The sequence below is a fragment of the Mesorhizobium sp. P171375 genome, assembly GCF_057786075.1.
The window spans coordinates 4,338,376-4,354,357 of record NZ_JBYNWF010000001.1 but is presented as its reverse complement, the minus strand read 5'-3'; the positions used below and the strand labels follow the sequence as shown (position 1 = coordinate 4,354,357).

15 protein-coding genes are annotated in these 15,982 nt (G+C 63.6%); 6 read left to right on the top strand and 9 right to left on the bottom strand.

Features of this window, described 5'->3' with window-relative positions:
* Positions 1-41: 41 nt before the first annotated feature.
* Both ACYHH6_RS20945 and ACYHH6_RS20940 read left to right on the top strand, forming a co-directional pair.
* The gene (locus tag ACYHH6_RS20945; RefSeq protein ID WP_352586655.1) at positions 42-1,253 is read left to right on the top strand and encodes an NADP-dependent isocitrate dehydrogenase; all 1,212 of its coding nucleotides are present in this window, start codon (positions 42-44) and stop codon (positions 1,251-1,253) included.
* A gap of 72 nt (positions 1,254-1,325) precedes the next feature.
* Positions 1,326-1,952, top strand: a complete 627-nt coding sequence (locus tag ACYHH6_RS20940) for a glutathione S-transferase family protein (RefSeq protein WP_352586653.1) — start codon at positions 1,326-1,328, stop codon at positions 1,950-1,952.
* Between the two features lie 21 nt (positions 1,953-1,973).
* Here the strand turns inward: ACYHH6_RS20940 and ACYHH6_RS20935 are convergent, their stop codons facing one another.
* From ACYHH6_RS20935 to recA, 4 genes are all read right to left on the bottom strand, one after another.
* Positions 1,974-2,444, bottom strand: a complete 471-nt coding sequence (locus ACYHH6_RS20935; protein ID WP_352586651.1) for a DUF2269 family protein — start codon at positions 2,442-2,444, stop codon at positions 1,974-1,976.
* Positions 2,441-3,754 carry an SDR family oxidoreductase gene (locus tag ACYHH6_RS20930; protein ID WP_352586649.1) on the bottom strand — a complete coding sequence of 438 codons (1,314 nt, stop codon included), beginning with the start codon at positions 3,752-3,754 and terminating at the stop codon, positions 2,441-2,443. The genes ACYHH6_RS20935 and ACYHH6_RS20930 overlap by 4 nt, the downstream gene beginning before the upstream one ends.
* 10 nt (positions 3,755-3,764) lie before the next feature.
* Positions 3,765-6,431 carry an alanine--tRNA ligase gene (alaS, locus tag ACYHH6_RS20925; RefSeq protein WP_352586647.1) on the bottom strand — a complete coding sequence of 889 codons (2,667 nt, stop codon included), beginning with the start codon at positions 6,429-6,431 and terminating at the stop codon, positions 3,765-3,767.
* A 272-nt stretch (positions 6,432-6,703) separates the two neighbouring features.
* Complete coding sequence (recA, locus tag ACYHH6_RS20920; protein WP_112561417.1) at positions 6,704-7,804, bottom strand: recombinase RecA; 1,101 nt, start codon at positions 7,802-7,804, stop codon at positions 6,704-6,706.
* A gap of 283 nt (positions 7,805-8,087) precedes the next feature.
* Here recA and ACYHH6_RS20915 point away from each other — a divergent pair, with 283 nt between their 5' ends.
* The 3 genes from ACYHH6_RS20915 (at position 8,088) to ACYHH6_RS20905 (ending at position 11,122) form a co-directional block, all read left to right on the top strand.
* Complete coding sequence (locus ACYHH6_RS20915; protein WP_352586645.1) at positions 8,088-9,032, top strand: carbohydrate kinase family protein; 945 nt, start codon at positions 8,088-8,090, stop codon at positions 9,030-9,032.
* A gap of 70 nt (positions 9,033-9,102) precedes the next feature.
* On the top strand, positions 9,103-10,020 hold the full coding sequence (locus ACYHH6_RS20910) for a pseudouridine-5'-phosphate glycosidase (RefSeq protein WP_352586643.1): 918 nt from the start codon (positions 9,103-9,105) through the stop codon (positions 10,018-10,020).
* Positions 10,021-10,165: 145 nt separating this feature from the next.
* On the top strand, positions 10,166-11,122 hold the full coding sequence (locus ACYHH6_RS20905; protein ID WP_477353343.1) for an IS5 family transposase: 957 nt from the start codon (positions 10,166-10,168) through the stop codon (positions 11,120-11,122).
* 279 nt (positions 11,123-11,401) lie between these two features.
* Here ACYHH6_RS20905 and ACYHH6_RS20900 read toward each other — a convergent pair whose 3' ends face one another.
* Positions 11,402-11,725, bottom strand: coding sequence for a TfoX/Sxy family protein (locus ACYHH6_RS20900; RefSeq protein WP_352591701.1), 324 nt, complete (start codon positions 11,723-11,725; stop codon positions 11,402-11,404).
* Between the two features lie 89 nt (positions 11,726-11,814).
* Here ACYHH6_RS20900 and ACYHH6_RS20895 point away from each other — a divergent pair, with 89 nt between their 5' ends.
* Entirely contained in the window at positions 11,815-12,312 is a 498-nt protein-coding gene (locus tag ACYHH6_RS20895) for a GFA family protein (RefSeq protein WP_352591703.1), read from the top strand.
* A 159-nt stretch (positions 12,313-12,471) separates the two neighbouring features.
* On the opposite strand, the gene sufA is transcribed toward ACYHH6_RS20895, so the two are convergent.
* From sufA to sufD, 4 genes are all read right to left on the bottom strand, one after another.
* On the bottom strand, positions 12,472-12,852 hold the full coding sequence (gene sufA, locus ACYHH6_RS20890) for a Fe-S cluster assembly scaffold SufA (RefSeq protein ID WP_013532156.1): 381 nt from the start codon (positions 12,850-12,852) through the stop codon (positions 12,472-12,474).
* Positions 12,853-12,957: 105 nt separating this feature from the next.
* Positions 12,958-13,350 carry an SUF system Fe-S cluster assembly protein gene (locus ACYHH6_RS20885; RefSeq protein ID WP_192253517.1) on the bottom strand — a complete coding sequence of 131 codons (393 nt, stop codon included), beginning with the start codon at positions 13,348-13,350 and terminating at the stop codon, positions 12,958-12,960.
* Between the two features lie 5 nt (positions 13,351-13,355).
* Entirely contained in the window at positions 13,356-14,597 is a 1,242-nt protein-coding gene (locus tag ACYHH6_RS20880) for a cysteine desulfurase (RefSeq protein WP_352591706.1), read from the bottom strand.
* A 103-nt stretch (positions 14,598-14,700) separates the two neighbouring features.
* The gene (gene sufD, locus ACYHH6_RS20875) at positions 14,701-15,969 is read right to left on the bottom strand and encodes a Fe-S cluster assembly protein SufD (protein WP_352591709.1); all 1,269 of its coding nucleotides are present in this window, start codon (positions 15,967-15,969) and stop codon (positions 14,701-14,703) included.
* Positions 15,970-15,982 lie beyond the last annotated feature (13 nt).

Sequence of the window (15,982 nt, the reverse complement as noted above, 5' to 3'; positions counted from 1 at the left end):
GCAAGGCCGTTTTGTCCCCCCAAAAGCGAGGCATTCTTTCCATGGCGAAGATCAAGGTGGCGAACCCGGTCGTCGAACTCGACGGCGACGAGATGACCCGCATCATCTGGCAGTTCATCAAGGACAAGCTGATCCACCCTTATCTCGACCTGAAGCTCGAATATTACGACCTCGGCATCGAGCACCGCGACGCCACCAACGACCAGGTGACCATCGATTCGGCCAACGCCATCAAGAAATGGGGCGTCGGCGTGAAATGCGCGACGATCACCCCCGACGAGCAGCGCGTCGAGGAGTTCAAGCTGAAGAAGATGTGGAAGTCGCCGAACGGCACCATCCGCAACATCCTCGGCGGCACCATCTTCCGCGAGCCGATCATCATGAAGAACGTGCCGCGGCTGGTTCCGGGCTGGACCAAGCCGATCATCGTCGGCCGCCACGCCTTCGGCGACCAGTACCGCGCCACCGATTTCCGCTTCCCCGGCAAGGGCAAGCTGACCATCAAGTTCGTCGGCGAGGACGGCAAGGTGATCGAGCATGACGTGTACGACGCGCCTGGCGCCGGCGTCGCCATGGCGATGTACAATCTCGACGATTCGATCCGCGAATTCGCCCGCGCCTCGCTGAATTACGGCCTGCTGCGCAATTATCCGGTCTATCTCTCGACCAAGAACACCATCCTCAAAGCCTATGACGGCCGCTTCAAGGACATTTTCCAGGAAGTCTACGAGCAGGAATTCGAAGCCGAGTTCAAGGCCAAGAAGCTGTGGTACGAGCACCGCCTGATCGACGACATGGTGGCCTCCGCCCTGAAATGGTCTGGCGGCTATGTCTGGGCCTGCAAGAACTATGATGGCGACGTGCAGTCCGACACGGTGGCGCAAGGCTTTGGTTCGCTCGGCTTGATGACCTCGGTGCTGATGACGCCGGACGGCAAGACGGTGGAAGCCGAAGCCGCGCACGGCACCGTCACCCGGCACTATCGCCAGCACCAGAAGGGCGAGGAAACCTCGACCAATTCGATCGCTTCGATCTTCGCCTGGACGCGTGGCCTCGCGCACCGCGCGAAGCTCGATGACAATGCCGAATTGAAGCGGTTTGCCGACACGCTGGAGAAGGTCTGTATCCAGACTGTCGAGAGCGGCTTCATGACCAAGGATCTGTCGCTGCTGATCGGCCCCGACCAGCCCTGGCTGTCGACCACCGGCTTCCTCGACAAGATCGACGAGAACCTGCAGAAGGCGATGGCATAAGCCGACAATGAAGGCTCCGACAGGAGCCTTCATTTTTGGGCGAGAATGCGAGCAGCAGCGAAGGGCTGATCGATGAGCAAGCCGATCCTCTACGGCGCTGATTACAGCGTCTATGTCCGCATCGCGCGGCTGACGCTCGCGGAAAAAGGCGTCGGCTATGAGTTGGTGCCTCTCGACATCTTCGCTGCCGAGGGCGTTCCGGCCTGGTATCTGGAGCATCACCCGTTCGGCCGCATTCCGGCCTTCGAGCATGACGGCTTTCGCCTGTTCGAGACCAGCGCGATCGCCCGCTATGTCGATGAGGCGTTCGACGGCCCGGCGCTGCAGCCGAAAGACCCGCACGGCCGTGCGCGGATGAACCAGATCATCGGCATGCTCGACGCCTATGCCTACAGGTCGATGGTCTGGGACGTCGCTGTCGAGCGGCTGGAGAAGGAGGCGCCCGACGAGGCGCTGATCGCCAACGGACTGCGCCAGGCCGAAACGGTGCTCAGGGTACTGACCGCCCTCAAAGCGCCCGGGCCGTGGCTGCTCGGCGATCAGCTGACGCTGGCCGACCTGCATGCGGCAGCCATCATCGCTTATTTCCTCAAGGTCCCCGAGGGGCAAAAGCTGCTTGCTGACTTCGCCGCTATCCAGGCCTGGTGGGACGGAATCGCCTGCCGGAACGCCTTTGCCGTGACCGAAAAGGCCGATTGAGCGGCTGCAGAGGGCGACGGTCTAAAACCCGATCTCGGGCCTTGTGACCATCAGCCAGAGCACGGCGGCGAAGGCCGGAAAGCCGCACGCAAACCAGATGCGAAACAGACGCTTTTGCTCAGGCGGCAGCGGCGCGTTTTCGATGACCGCCTGTCGCGCCAGGTTGCGGATGCGGATCTGGATCCAGACCACCGGTAGCCAGAACAGACCGGTCACGACATAAAGCAGCAGGGACAGCACGATCCAGCCTTCGGAAAGCGGCCAGCCCACGGCGTGCGCCAGCAGCACGCCGGTGATCGGCTGCACGATGACGGCGGTCGCGGTGAAAATCGTGTCGGCGATGACGACGGTGTCCGCGACATGGGCAACGAGTTCGGCGCGGCCGGTGCGCTGCGCCATCAGCATGAAGAAGGCGATTCCAGCGCCGGTGCCGAACAACACCGTGGCGCCGATGATATGCAGCCAGCGCAGGAGGTCGACCCAGAGGTTCATCGCTCGTCCAAAATCGCCAAGGCCACCAAGGCAAGGCACAGTGCGGGAACAGCCTTCACGATTGCTCCCAAAGGATCGAGCCACAGATCGGGCGCAAGCGCGGTTGCTGCGCCAAGATAGACCAGCGTGATGGCAATCATCCCCATCAGTGCGAGGCGCGCCAAGGACCGCACGAGAACAGCGGCCCCGACAGCGATGTCAGCCACGCTCCCGGCAAGGACCATCCCGAGCGCGAGCGCCGGCGACAGGCCATGCGAGACCAGGATGTCGGCGGCCACATCCTGTTTGATAAAGCCGACAATTCCGGACACCAGCCAGAACAGCGACAGCACCCCGAATACGACCGGTTTCAGCAACCAGAGCCGGGCGAACCACCGCTCCTGAACATGGGCGGGCATGGCGGCCAGCGTTGCTTCCAGCGGCTGCAATTTGTGATCTGAAATCTCGCTCCAGGACGCGGCGTTGCCGGTCACGCCGCGCGCCAGTGCGGCAAGGGCTGCGCTGCGCAGAGGCGAGCGCCAGCCAAGCCGGCCGAGACCATCGGCAACAACAGCCGCGATCCCACCAAGAAACGCCGGCATCGGCACCAGGCGGGTCGGCGGCAGTCCAAGCCATGCCCGGAAGGCAAGCAGCACATCGGCGAGCGGGCGCGGCTCGGCTTCGACGAGATCGACGGAAAGACGCGGCGGCAGGGATCCGGCAACCGCACGCGACACTGCCTCAGTGACGTCCGTGACCGCCACGGTCTGGATGGGCCGGCGCGCCATCACGGCAGGGATGAAACCGGGAAAGGCGGCAAGCGCGCGCAAAAGTGCCGTCCCGCCATAGGCGGCAGGCGCGATCACCAGGCCCGGGCGCAGGATCGTCCATTCGAGCGATGAATTTGTGACGGCCTTGTCGCCCTCACCTTTGGTGCTGAAGAAAACATCTGATGAGGTGGGATCGGCACCGATGGCGGAGATCTGTACGAAACGGCTGATACCGGCCTGTTCGCAGGCGGCGACCAGCGCCACGACCGCGCCGCGATGGATGGCGTCGAGGCGGTCGCGCGGGCCATCCTGCAAAGCGCCCGCCGCATTGATCACCGCATCCATGCCGGCGACCATCGGCAGCCAGTCTTCAGGGGCAAGCAGCAGCGCCATGTCGGCCGCAATCCACTGCACAGCCGGCCAGCGCCGCTCGGCATCCCTGATGTCGCGGCCGAGGCCGACCACCCGATGCCCGTCGCCAAGCAGGCGGCCGACGACGGCTTCGCCGATCAGTCCATAGCCGCCGAGGACGAGCACCTTCTTGCCGGGGCTATCGGGCATAGGATGGCTTTCAGGCTGCCTCCAGCGCCGCCTTGACCGCGGCGATCGCATCATTGGCCTTGGACGCATCCGGGCCGCCGGCTTGCGCCATGTCGGGCCGGCCGCCGCCGCCCTGCCCGCCGAGCGCTGCCGAAGCCACACGAACCAGATCGACGGCGCTGAAGCGGCCGACGAGGTCGTCGGTGACGGCGACAACGACGCTTGCCTTGTTGTCCTCGCCGGCGCCGACGAAGACGACAACGCCGGAGCCGAGCGAGGTTTTTCCCGCATCGGCCAGCGGCTTCAAATCCTTCGGCGACACGCCGGAAACGGCCTTGCCGAGGAAGCCGACACCGGCGACGGTCTCGTTCTCTGAGGGCGCGCCGGCCGCGGCGCCGCCGCCCAGCGCCAGCTTCTTGCGCGCTTCGCTCAGCTCCTTCTCGAGCTTCTTGCGCTCTTCAAGCAGCGTCTCGACACGCGCCGGCACGTCGGCCGGCGAGATCTTCAATGTCGAGGCGACGGCCTTCAACCGCCTGTCCTGCTCGTCGAGATGTTTGCGCGCGGCTTCGCCGGTCAGCGCCTCGATGCGGCGCACGCCGGCGGCGACCGCGCTGTCGGAGACGACGCGGATCAGACCGATATCGCCGGTTGCCCGAACATGGGTGCCGCCGCAGAGCTCGACCGAATAGGGCCGGTTAGCCTTGGCGCCGTGCAGGCCAGTGCCCATCGACACGACACGCACCTCGTCACCGTATTTTTCGCCGAACAGCGCCATGGCGCCTTCGGCAATGGCGTCGTCGACCGACATCAGGCGGGTCGTCACCGGGCTGTTCTGGACAGCGATTTCGTTGGCCATGCGCTCGACCTCTTCGAGCTCCTCAGCCGAGATCGGCTTGTTGTGCGAGATGTCGAAACGCAGCCGCTCCGGCGCGACCAGCGAGCCTTTCTGCGCGACATGGGTGCCCAGCACCTCGCGCAAAGCCTCGTGGATCAGATGCGTCGCGGAATGGTTGGCGCGCAGCCTGGTGCGGCGCGCATGATCGACCTTCAGCTCGACGGCCGCACCTGTCTTGACCGTGCCGCTCGCCACCTTGCCGAGATGCACGAACAGGCCATCGGCCTTCTTTTGCGTGTCGGTGATCTCAATCGAGAACCCCTCGCCGGAGATGATGCCGGTGTCGCCCATCTGGCCACCGGACTCGCCATAGAACGGCGTCTGGTTGACGACCACCGCCACCGCATCGCCCTTGCCGGCGCTGTCGACGGTCTTGCCGTCCTTGACCAGCGCCTGGATGAGGCCTTCCGCAGCTTCAGTCTCGTAGCCGAGGAATTCGGTGGCGCCCGCCTGCTCGCGCACCGAAAACCAGATAGTCTCGGTGGCCGCGTCGCCGGAACCAGCCCAGTGCTTGCGCGCCTCCGCCTTCTGCTGCTCCATCGCATGGGTGAAGCCGGCAAGATCGACCGAGATGCTGCGCTGGCGCAGCGCATCCTGCGTCAAATCGAGCGGGAAGCCGTAAGTGTCGTAGAGCTTAAACGCCGTCTCGCCGTCCAGCATGTCGCCGGCATGCAGCGTTTCGGTTGCCTCCGAGAGCAGGCCGAGACCGCGCACCAGCGTCTTGCGGAACCTGGTCTCCTCGAGCTTCAGCGTCTCGGTGATCAGCTGTTCACCGCGCAGCAGTTCGGGATAGGCCTGGCCCATCTCGCGCACCAGCGCCGGCACCAGCTTCCACATCAACGGTTCCTTGGCGCCGAGCAGCTGCGCATGGCGCATGGCGCGGCGCATGATGCGGCGCAGCACATAGCCGCGGCCTTCATTCGACGGGAGCACGCCGTCGGCGACCAGGAAGGAGGACGAGCGCAGATGGTCGGCAATGACGCGGAAGGAGGCGACCGTCTCCTTGTCGGGCCCATGGCCGAGCGCGGACGACGCGGCATCGATCAGATGGCGGAACAGATCGGTTTCAAAGACGCTTTCCACGCCTTGCAGAATCGAGGCCATGCGCTCCAGGCCCATGCCGGTGTCGATCGACGGCCGCGGCAGGTCGATGCGCTCTTCCTTGGTGACCTGCTCATACTGCATGAACACCAGGTTCCAGAATTCGAGGAAGCGATCACCATCCTCTTCCGGGCTGCCGGGAGGGCCGCCCCAAATGTGCTCGCCGCGGTCGATGAAAATCTCCGAGCAAGGACCGCATGGCCCGGTGTCGCCCATCGCCCAGAAATTGTCGGACGTCGGGATGCGGATGATGCGGTCGTCGGAAAAGCCAGCGATCTTTTTCCAGAAGCCGGCTGCCTCATCATCGGTGTGATAGACCGTGACCAGCAGCTTGTCCTTGTTCAGCCCGAATTCTTTCGTGATCAGGTTCCAGGCAAGCTCGATGGCGCGCTCCTTGAAATAGTCGCCGAAGGAGAAGTTGCCGAGCATCTCGAAGAAGGTCAAATGGCGTGCGGTGTAGCCGACATTGTCGAGGTCGTTGTGCTTGCCGCCGGCGCGCACGCTCTTCTGCGCGGTCGTGGCGCGCGAATAGGGCCGCTTCTCCAGGCCGGTGAAGACGTTCTTGAACTGCACCATGCCGGCATTGGTGAACATCAATGTCGGGTCGTTACGCGGCACCAGCGGGCTTGAGGCGACGACCTCGTGGCCCTCCTTGCGGAAATAGTCGAGGAATGTCGACCGGATCTCGTTCACGCCACTCATCACTGCTGCCTTTTCGCGAAAACCGCCGGCACGGCCGGCGGAAACTGGTCTCTGCTTTTAGAAGATCGACTTGGCCTTTTAGCGGGCAGGCTTCACCCTGTCCAGAAACACGGAATTGGGCCAATCCTGCAGCTGCCAGGCCGGCTCCACGCCTGCCCAAAAACGAAAACCGCCGGCGCGAAGGCCGGCGGTTTGGAACACGATACTAAGGAACTCTGTTACTTAAGCATCAGATAATGGACTGGATTTATGGCCGAACTCTGGCAGCTGCCTTACATGGCGCCGGATTCTTCCTCGAAGCCGTCGTCTTCGCCGCGCTCGGGGCCGCCATTCTCGAGGAACTTTTCTGCAATCAGCCCGGCATTCTGCCTGAGCGCCAGTTCGATCTCGCGCGCCGTGTCGGGATTGTCGCGCAGGAACAGTTTGGCGTTCTCGCGGCCCTGGCCGAGGCGCTGCGAATTGTAGGAGAACCAGGCGCCCGACTTCTCGACCACGCCGGCCTTGACGCCGAGGTCGACCAGTTCGCCGGTCTTGGACACGCCCTCGCCATACATGATGTCGAACTCGACCACCTTGAAGGGCGGCGCCAGCTTGTTCTTGACCACCTTGACGCGGGTCTGGTTGCCGACGACCTCGTCGCGGTCCTTGACCGAGCCGATGCGGCGGATGTCGAGGCGCACCGAAGCGTAGAATTTCAGCGCATTGCCGCCGGTGGTGGTTTCTGGCGAACCGAACATGACGCCGATCTTCATGCGGATCTGGTTGATGAAGATGACCATGGTGTTGGAGCGCGAGATCGAGGCGGTCAGCTTGCGCAGCGCCTGGCTCATCAAACGCGCCTGCAGTCCGGGGAGCGAATCGCCCATTTCGCCCTCGATTTCAGCGCGCGGCGTCAGTGCCGCAACCGAATCGACCACCAGCACGTCGATGGCGCCGGAGCGGACCAGCGTGTCGCAGATCTCCAGCGCCTGCTCGCCGGTGTCGGGCTGCGAGATCAGGAGGTTCTCCAGGTCGACGCCGAGCTTGCGGGCATAGACCGGGTCGAGCGCGTGTTCGGCATCGACAAAGGCGCAGATGCCGCCCTTCTTCTGGGCTTCGGCAACTGTGTGCAACGCCAGCGTGGTCTTGCCCGAGCTTTCCGGCCCATAGATCTCGACGATGCGGCCCCGCGGCAGGCCGCCGACGCCAAGCGCGATGTCGAGGCCAAGCGATCCGGTCGGCACGGTTTCGATCTCGACGACCTGCTCATTGGCACCCAGCCGCATGATCGAGCCCTTGCCGAAGGCGCGCTCGATTTGCGACAGCGCCGCGTCCAGAGCCTTTGATTTGTCCACCGCTTTGTCCTCTACAAGCCGCAAAGAATTCTGAGCCATGATACATCACCCCTTGGTCGTCAATGAAGGCCGGACAATCCGTAATCCCTGCCCAGTTTGTACCTTTTTTGTTCTCGTTTGGCAAGAGGGGTCAAATATCTGAAAAACAATCTTTATCCTGATTTGTTCTTTTTTTGTCTCGTGGTTTTGTTTTCGGACGCTTTCCGCATTGGGCCAGACGGTCCGGCGGTTTGGCTCCGCCCGAATCGCTGGCTTGCCTGCGAAGCTCCGCCACACAGCGTAGCGCTTGTGCGGCTCAAATAACAAAGGTCATATCGCCGGCATGGTGAAATCAGCAAGAATCCTGGCGGTGGGCGGCGCCCATATCGACCGGCGCGGCCAGGTGTCCGGCGCCTACGTGCCGGCAGCGTCCAACCCCGGGACGATGCGCGAGGATGTCGGCGGCGGCGTCTTCAACGCGCTGCGCAGCCTAGTGCGGCGTGGTGTTTCGGCCTCGCTCATGTCGATGCGCGGCGGCGATGCAGCAGGCGAGACGGTTGCGCGCGCCATCGCTGAGGCCGGCATTGCCGATCTGTCGGCGGTGTTCCTCGACCGCACCACGCCAAGCTATACGGCGCTGATCGACCGTGACGGCGAGCTGATCACCGGCTTTGCCGACATGGCGCTCTATGATCTGGCGTTCCCCAAGCAGATCCGCCGCTCCAAGGTGCGCGAGGTGGTCGCCGAGGCCGACGCGGTGCTGTGCGACGCCAATCTGCCGTCATCGGCGCTGGAGCGGCTGGTGGGCCTAGCCGCCGGCAAGCCGGTCTATGCCATCGCCATTTCGCCGGCCAAGGTGGTGCGGCTGATCCCGGTGCTGAAGGAGCTCGCGCAGGTCTTCATGAACCGGCGCGAGGCCATGGTGCTGGCCGGTGTCGGCGCGAATGCCACCGAGCGAGAGACCGTCGACGGTTTGCGCTGCAGCGGCCTCAGGAGTGGCGTGGTGACGGCGGGCGATGGCCCGGTGCTGGGTTTCGACGAAGCCGGCGCCTTTTCGATCCTGCCGCCGGCGCCCAGAAAGGTCGCCGACGTCACCGGCGCCGGCGACGCGCTGGCCGGTGCTTCCATCGCTGCCCTGCTGCGCGGCCTGGCATTGCGCCAGGCCCTGCGCGAAGGCGTGGCCGCGGCAACGCTCGCCATCGAAAGCGCTGACGCCGTTCCGGCCTTCACCGCCGCCACCTTCAACGAGGCGCTGGCCCTTGTGCCCGACGCGCAGGAAATGGCATGAAGGCGGCGAATTGCCATTGCCGGAGCGCGCCGTCCACGGGGACGCGCAGCACTTCGGACCGGAGACCGTCATGACCCCGCAAAGCGCCCGCCCCTTCATCGACATCCACCCGCCGGTGGCCGAGGCGCTCGCCGCCGGGCGCCCCGTGGTGGCGCTGGAAAGCACCATCATCACCCATGGCATGCCCTACCCCGACAATGGCGCCATGGCCGCCAATGTCGAAAAGATCATTTTGGACAATGGTGCGGTGCCGGCGACGATCGCCGTGGTCGCCGGCCGCATCAAGATCGGGCTGTCGGACGGCGAGCGCGAATCGCTGGCCATGACCGGCGACGCCATGAAGCTCTCGCGCGCCGATCTCGGCTTTGCGGTTGCTGAGGGACGCACCGGCGGCACCACCGTCGCCGCCACCATGATCGCGGCCAATATGGTCGGCATCAAAGTGTTCGCCACCGGCGGCATTGGCGGCGTCCACAAGGGCGCGGAAAAGAGCTTCGACATCTCGGCCGACCTCGACGAACTGGCGCGCACGCCGGTCATCGTCGTCTCGGCCGGCGCCAAGGCCATCCTCGACATCGAAAAGACGCTCGAAGTGCTGGAGACGCGCGGCGTGCCGGTGATCGGCCATGGCTGCGAAACCATGCCCGCCTTCTGGTCGCGCCAGTCGCGCTTCCGCGCGCCGCTGACCCTGCACAGGCCGGAAGAGATTGCGCATTTCTACAAGACCCGGGCTGCGCTGGGGCTCGGCGGCGGCATGCTGATCGCCAATCCGGTGCCGCCGGATGACGAAATCCCGGCCGACGAGATGGCCGGCTACATCGAGGCCGCGCAGAAGGCGGCGGAGGCGCAGAACGTGACCGGAAAGGCGGTGACGCCGTTCCTGCTGGGAAAAATCCTTGAGCTGACCGGCGGCCGGAGCTTGAAGACGAATATTGCGCTGGTGGAGAACAACGCACGGCTGGCGGCGAGGATTGCGAAGGCGCTGTAGGATAAGCGTCCGCAATGCATCGCTAAGCGCAACTGTCGCGTTCCGTCACACCCCCCTCTGTCCTGCCGGACATCTCCCCCTCAAGGGGCCTGTTGCGTAATTGGCTGGTTGTGATTCTCTGAAGGCGAAAGCCGGGAGAGTCGCAATGGCGGTTAAGCGGACGGGTCAGTTGAGCCTGGTGGAGGCATTTCTGGGCGACAAGCTTGCGGGCGGTTCTTCGCCGCTCGACCGTCTGTCAGGTCTGGTGAAGTGGTACCGGTTCGAGAAGCTGCTCAACCGGCTGCGGGATGGCGGGCCGGGTCGGGCAGCCTGGCCGCCACTGGTGCTGTTCAAGGCGCTTTTGTTGCAATCGCTCTATGGCTTGTCTGATCGCGAGTTGGAGGAAGCACTCGGCGACCGGCTGTCGTTCCGGCGCTTTGCCGGGCTTGGCCTAGACGACACGGTCCCCGATCACACGGTTCTGTCGCGCTTTCGCAATCTGCTTGTCGGCGAAGGGCTGATGGAGAGGCTGTTTGGCGAACTGGACCGGCAGCTGGAGAAGGCCGGTGTGATCCTGAAGCGTGGGACGATGCTGGACGCCACGCTGATCGATGCGGTCTCGGCACCGCCGACACCCGAGCGGCCGTCGAAGGACGCAGACGCCCGCCCCACCATGCGCAAGGGCAAGGATGGCTTTACCTTTGGCTACAAGGCTCATGTCGGGGTGGATGAGGGTTCGGGCCTGATCCGCACGGTGATCACCACACCGGCCAACGTCAACGACACGGTGATGGCCGATGCCTTGATCTGCGGCGACGAGAAGACGGTGTGGGCGGATGCCGCCTATGACACCCATGCCCGCCGTGCCCGATTGAAGGCACAGGGCAAGAAGGTGCGCATTGCGCGCCGTCCCAACAAGCATCATGCGCTGCCGGCACGGCTCAAGCGCTACAATCGCCTGATCGCCAGACGGCGAGCGGCGGTGGAAACCACCTTCGCCACGCTCAAGAACCGCATGAAGCTGACCACGATCCGCTACATCGGACTGGCCAAGGCTACCGCTCAAGTGACGATGGCGGCCATCGCCTTCAACATGCGCCGATGGGCGGCCATCACGGGATAGGTGCGCCCTGCGTCGGCCTGAGGGCCTCCGCCACCATCAAACTCCACCCCAAAAGGCAAAGCCGAGCGAGACATCACGGTCAAACCGCTCCGCACGCCTTTCTCCCGTAACTGTGCAACAGGGCCTCAAGGGGGGAGATCGGATGTCACATCGGCCTTCGCCAACGGTAGACGTTGAAAGAATCTCGGCGCCGATGAAGCTGCTAATCTCCCCCCTTGAGGGGGAGATGGCCGGCAGGCCAGAGGGGGGGTGCTGTCCCGCCAGCGTCCCGAAGATCGTCTACTTCCCCGCCCTTCGTCCCGCCTCATAAGCCCGCTGCGCCCACACCCGCATCTCGTCGGGATCATCAAACGCGCTGTCCGGAATGCTCCAGTAAGGCATGGCAACCAGTTTGCCGTGGCGCGAGCCGGTGTAGGTCCATTGCTTGCAGCCGGCGGCTTCGAAGTCGGGCGCGCTTTGTTCGTCGGCCTTGAGCAGCAATTCGCCGCGCAACACGATGGCGACGATGACGCCGTCGAAATAGATGCCCTTGCCGCCGAACAGTTTTCGGATCGAGACTGGGCCGAGGCCTTCGAACAGTTCGGCGATGCGTTCATTGTCCATGCCGCGATCATGTCATCGCGATCTTGCCTTGTCATTGCCGCAACCAAAACCATGCTGACAAGTTGAGAGCCATCCGTCGGAGTTTTGCCATGCCGCTTCTGCTCAAAGGGTCCTGCCGCTGCGATGCTGTCCATTTCGAGGTGGAAAGCCACACGCCGGTGCCGTTCATGCTGTGCTACTGCTCGATCTGCCGCAAGCAGCAGGGCGGCGGCGGTTTCGCCATCAATCTCGGCGCGAACTACGAGACGCTGAAGATCAGGGGCAAGCGCAGCCTCGGCGTCTTTCGTGCCGAGATCGAGGACGACGAGCATCCAAAGTGCGAAATTTCGTCGGGCGAGCGAAATTTCTGCAAGAAATGCGGATCGGCGCTGTGGCTCTACGATCCGACATGGCCGGATCTGGTGCATCCCTTTGCCTCGGCGATCGACAGCGAGCTGCCGAAGCCGCCGGAAAAGGTGCATTTGATGCTGAAATACAAGGCGAGCTGGGTCGAGCCGGAGATCGGCAGACAAGACAAGGTCTTCGACGTCTATCCCGAGGAATCGATCGCCGACTGGCACAAGCGGACAGGGATGTGGGTGAAGTAGGATTTCTTCTCCCCGTTCTACGGGGAGAAGATGCCGGCAGGCAGATGAGGGGCGGCGCTAGCTATGGAAGGCGTGATGCGACCTCGGATAAGCTGGCGCTGCCCCTCATCCGTCACTTCGTGACACCTTCTCCCCGTGAACGGGGCGAAGGAAGAGGTTTCAGGCCGATGCGCGTGCTTCGGCCAGCGCCTTCAGATCTGCCGGCTTCAGCTCGACGGATTCGCCGCAGCCGCAGGCCGAACTCTGGTTCGGGTTGTGGAAGGTGAAACCGGTGCGCAGCGTCGTCTGCTCGAAATCCATCTCGGTGCCGAACAGGAAAAGGGCTGCTTCAGGCGCGACATAGACATGGGCGCCATCACGCTCGATGTGGTCGTCCTTGGTGTTCGGCTCGGTCACCAGGTCGACCGTGTATTCCATGCCGGCGCAGCCGCCCTTCTTGATGCCAAGGCGAATGCCATGCGCATTGTCACGCGTGGCGACAATCTCGCGCACCCGGTCGGCTGCCTTTTCGGTCATCGTGATGACGGCAAAGCGTCCCATTCTTTTTCCTCTTCCATTCCATGCAGGTTCAAGGCCCGCCGAATGATTCCTCACCTAAAATGGTGAAGTTTTACCAATGGCGCAAGTACGCCAGCCTCCGCCAGCCTAGTACCAACCGACCGCGACCTGCGCCTCTTCCGACATGCGGTCGGGCGACCAGGGCGGGTCGAAGGTCATGTTGACCTCGACGCCGGAGACGCCTTCGACGGCGCCGACGGCGTTTTCGACCCAGCCCGGCATTTCGCCGGCCACCGGGCAGCCGGGCGCGGTGAGCGTCATGTCGATCTTGACCGAGCGGTCGTCCTCGATGTCGATCCTGTAGATCAGGCCGAGCTCGTAGATGTCGGCCGGGATTTCCGGGTCGTAGACCGTCTTCAGCGCCGAGACGATATCGTCGGTCAGCCGCGCCAGTTCATCGGCCGGAATGGTCGAAGCTGAAACCAGCGGATTGATGGCTGCTTCCGGCGCGGTCTCTGTGGTGTGGCTCGCATCATCCATGGTCGTCATCCAAAGAACTTGCGCGCTTTTTCAAGCGCTTCGGCCAAAGCGTCGACTTCGGCCCTTGTATTATACATGCCGAACGATGCCCTGCATGTGGAGGTTACGCCAAAGCGTTTCAACAGCGGCTGGGCGCAATGGGTGCCGGCACGGACCGCCACGCCTTGCCTGTCTATCACCATCGACACGTCATGGGCATGAATGCCCTGCAATTCGAACGAGATGATGGCGCCCTTGCCGGGAGCATCGCCGAAGATGCGCAGCGAATTGATGGCGCGCAGCCGCTCATGCGCATAGGTCTTGAGATCGGCCTCGTGGGCGGCAATGCGCTCGCGGCCGATTTTTTCCATGTACTCCAGTGCTGCACCGAGGCCAATCGCCTGCACGATCGGCGGCGTGCCGGCCTCGAAGCGATGCGGCGGCTCGTTGTAGGTGACGATGTCTTCCGTCACCTCCTCGATCATCTCGCCGCCGCCCATGAAGGGGCGCATGCCCTGCAGAATGTCCTTCTTGCCGTAGAGCACGCCGATGCCGGAGGGACCGTAGACCTTGTGGCCGGTGAAGACGAAGAAATCGCAGTCGAGATCCTGGACGTCGATCGGCATATGCACGGCGCTCTGGCTGCCGTCGACCAGCACCGGAATGCCGCGGGCATGCGCGATGCGCACGATCTCCTTGATCGGCGTCACCGTGCCCAGCGCATTCGACATCTGGGTGATCGCGACAAGCTTGGTGCGGTCGGTCAGGCGCTTTTCGAATTCCTCGATGTGGAAGACGCCGAGATCGTCGACCGGCACCCAGACCAGCTTGGCGCCCTGGCGTTCGCGGATGAAATGCCACGGCACGATGTTGGAGTGGTGTTCCATGATCGACAGCACGATCTCGTCGCCCTCACCGATGTTGGGCATGCCGTAGCCATAGGCGACGGTGTTGATGGCGGCTGTGGTGTTGGAGGTGAAAACGATGTTGTCGGTGCTCGGCGCGTTGAGGAAGCGGCGCACCGTCTCCCGCGCCTTCTCATAGGCATCGGTCGCGGCGTTGGACAGGAAATGCAGGCCACGGTGGACGTTGGCGTATTCCTGGGAATAGGCGTGCTGGATCGTGTCTAGCACCACCTGCGGCTTCTGCGCCGAGGCGCCATTGTCGAGATAGACCAGCGGTTTGGCATAGACTTCGCGCGACAGGATCGGGAAGTCGCGGCGGATCGCCTCGACGTCGTAAGGGGTGGTTTCGATTTTCTGGTCCATTACAAGCTCACTTGAGGCACCGCCTCACTTCGTCACGCACCCCTCATCCGTCTCGGCGCTGCGCGCCGATCCACCTTCTCCCACAAGGGGAGAAGGTCGTGCGCTATCCATGCGCCAAGAACCACTCGTCCAGCCGTGTTTCCAGGGCTTCGACAATTGTTTCGTCGTCCAATTCCTCGATCACCTCTGCAACAAAGGCTTTCACCAGCAGGCCGCGTGCGCTCTTCTCGTCGATGCCGCGTGCCATCAGATAGAACAGATGGTTGTGGTCGATCTCGGTGACGGTCGCGCCGTGGCCGCAGATGACGTCGTCGGCGAAGATTTCCAGCTCCGGCTTGGTCGAGAACTCGCCGTCATCCGACAGAAGCAGCGTGTTGCAGGCCATCTTGGCGTTGGTCTTCTGCGCATATTGATGGACGTTGATGCGGCCCTGGAAGACGCCGCGCGCCTTGCCGGTCACGACATTGCGGATCACTTCCGTCGAGGTCGTGTGCGGCACGGCATGGTCGAGCACCATGGTCACGTCGGTATGGGTATCCCCGGCGAGCAGGTTGATGCCGCGCAGCTTGAAGTCAGCGCCTTCGCCCGTCGTCCTGACCACGATTTCCTGACGCACCAGCTTGCCGCCGGCATTCATGAAGAACACGGTCAGCTTCGAATTCTTGCCGAGATGCGCCTTGAACTGCGCAAGATGCGTGGCCGTTTCCGGCTGTTCCTGGACGATCAGCCAGGTCACCTCGGCACCCTCGCCCAGCACCAACTGGCTGACCGAGCTGCCCAGTGCCGCGCCCTCGCCGGCCTGACGCTCGACGATAGCCGCTTTGGCGCCGGCGCCGACACGCACGGGAAAGCGCACATGCACCTGGCCGCCGGCCTGCAAATTCTGCAATTCGATCGGCTTTTCCAGCGCTACGCCATCGGCGATGTCGACGAAATAGCCGTCTGCGACAAAGGCGGTGTTCAGCGCACCGATGGCGTCATCGCTGCCATAGGGGTCGAGGCCCGGCGCGATCGAGCCGTCGGTCAGCTTTTCCGACAGGCGCTGGACGGTCACGCCTTCGATCGCGGGGAACTTTGCGTTCGAGACGCCGTTCAGGACGGCCAGGATAGCGGAGCCTTCGACGATGGGCGGCAACGCTTTGGTGGCGGCCGTGGAATCGAATGCTGGCACCGACGTCAGCAGGCGGCGCAGATCCGTATAGTGCCAGGATTCGATGCGCCGGGTCGGCAAGCCGTGCTTGATCGCCTCGATGGCGTCGTCGCGCTTCAGCGTCACCGCGCCGTCGCCGGGCAGCAGCGACAGCCGCTCGCCGAAAGCGTCGATCAGTGCCGTCTCGGCCTGGGTACGCTGGGGTGTCGAGTGCATGTTCATCAGCTTCGCCTCT

Bases quoted from the DNA above. Each gene is read 5' to 3' on its own strand.
- ACYHH6_RS20945 (WP_352586655.1), top strand. From the start codon at position 42: ATGGCGAAGATCAAGGTGGCGAACCCGGTCGTCGAACTCGACGGCGAC.
- ACYHH6_RS20940 (WP_352586653.1), top strand. From the start codon at position 1,326: ATGAGCAAGCCGATCCTCTACGGCGCTGATTACAGCGTCTATGTCCGC.
- ACYHH6_RS20935 (WP_352586651.1), bottom strand. From the start codon at position 2,444: ATGAACCTCTGGGTCGACCTCCTGCGCTGGCTGCATATCATCGGCGCC.
- ACYHH6_RS20930 (WP_352586649.1), bottom strand. From the start codon at position 3,754: ATGCCCGATAGCCCCGGCAAGAAGGTGCTCGTCCTCGGCGGCTATGGA.
- alaS (WP_352586647.1), bottom strand. From the start codon at position 6,431: ATGAGTGGCGTGAACGAGATCCGGTCGACATTCCTCGACTATTTCCGC.
- recA (WP_112561417.1), bottom strand. From the start codon at position 7,804: ATGGCTCAGAATTCTTTGCGGCTTGTAGAGGACAAAGCGGTGGACAAA.
- ACYHH6_RS20915 (WP_352586645.1), top strand. From the start codon at position 8,088: ATGGTGAAATCAGCAAGAATCCTGGCGGTGGGCGGCGCCCATATCGAC.
- ACYHH6_RS20910 (WP_352586643.1), top strand. From the start codon at position 9,103: ATGACCCCGCAAAGCGCCCGCCCCTTCATCGACATCCACCCGCCGGTG.
- ACYHH6_RS20905 (WP_477353343.1), top strand. From the start codon at position 10,166: ATGGCGGTTAAGCGGACGGGTCAGTTGAGCCTGGTGGAGGCATTTCTG.
- ACYHH6_RS20900 (WP_352591701.1), bottom strand. From the start codon at position 11,725: ATGGACAATGAACGCATCGCCGAACTGTTCGAAGGCCTCGGCCCAGTC.
- ACYHH6_RS20895 (WP_352591703.1), top strand. From the start codon at position 11,815: ATGCCGCTTCTGCTCAAAGGGTCCTGCCGCTGCGATGCTGTCCATTTC.
- sufA (WP_013532156.1), bottom strand. From the start codon at position 12,852: ATGGGACGCTTTGCCGTCATCACGATGACCGAAAAGGCAGCCGACCGG.
- ACYHH6_RS20885 (WP_192253517.1), bottom strand. From the start codon at position 13,350: ATGGATGATGCGAGCCACACCACAGAGACCGCGCCGGAAGCAGCCATC.
- ACYHH6_RS20880 (WP_352591706.1), bottom strand. From the start codon at position 14,597: ATGGACCAGAAAATCGAAACCACCCCTTACGACGTCGAGGCGATCCGC.
- sufD (WP_352591709.1), bottom strand. From the start codon at position 15,969: ATGAACATGCACTCGACACCCCAGCGTACCCAGGCCGAGACGGCACTG.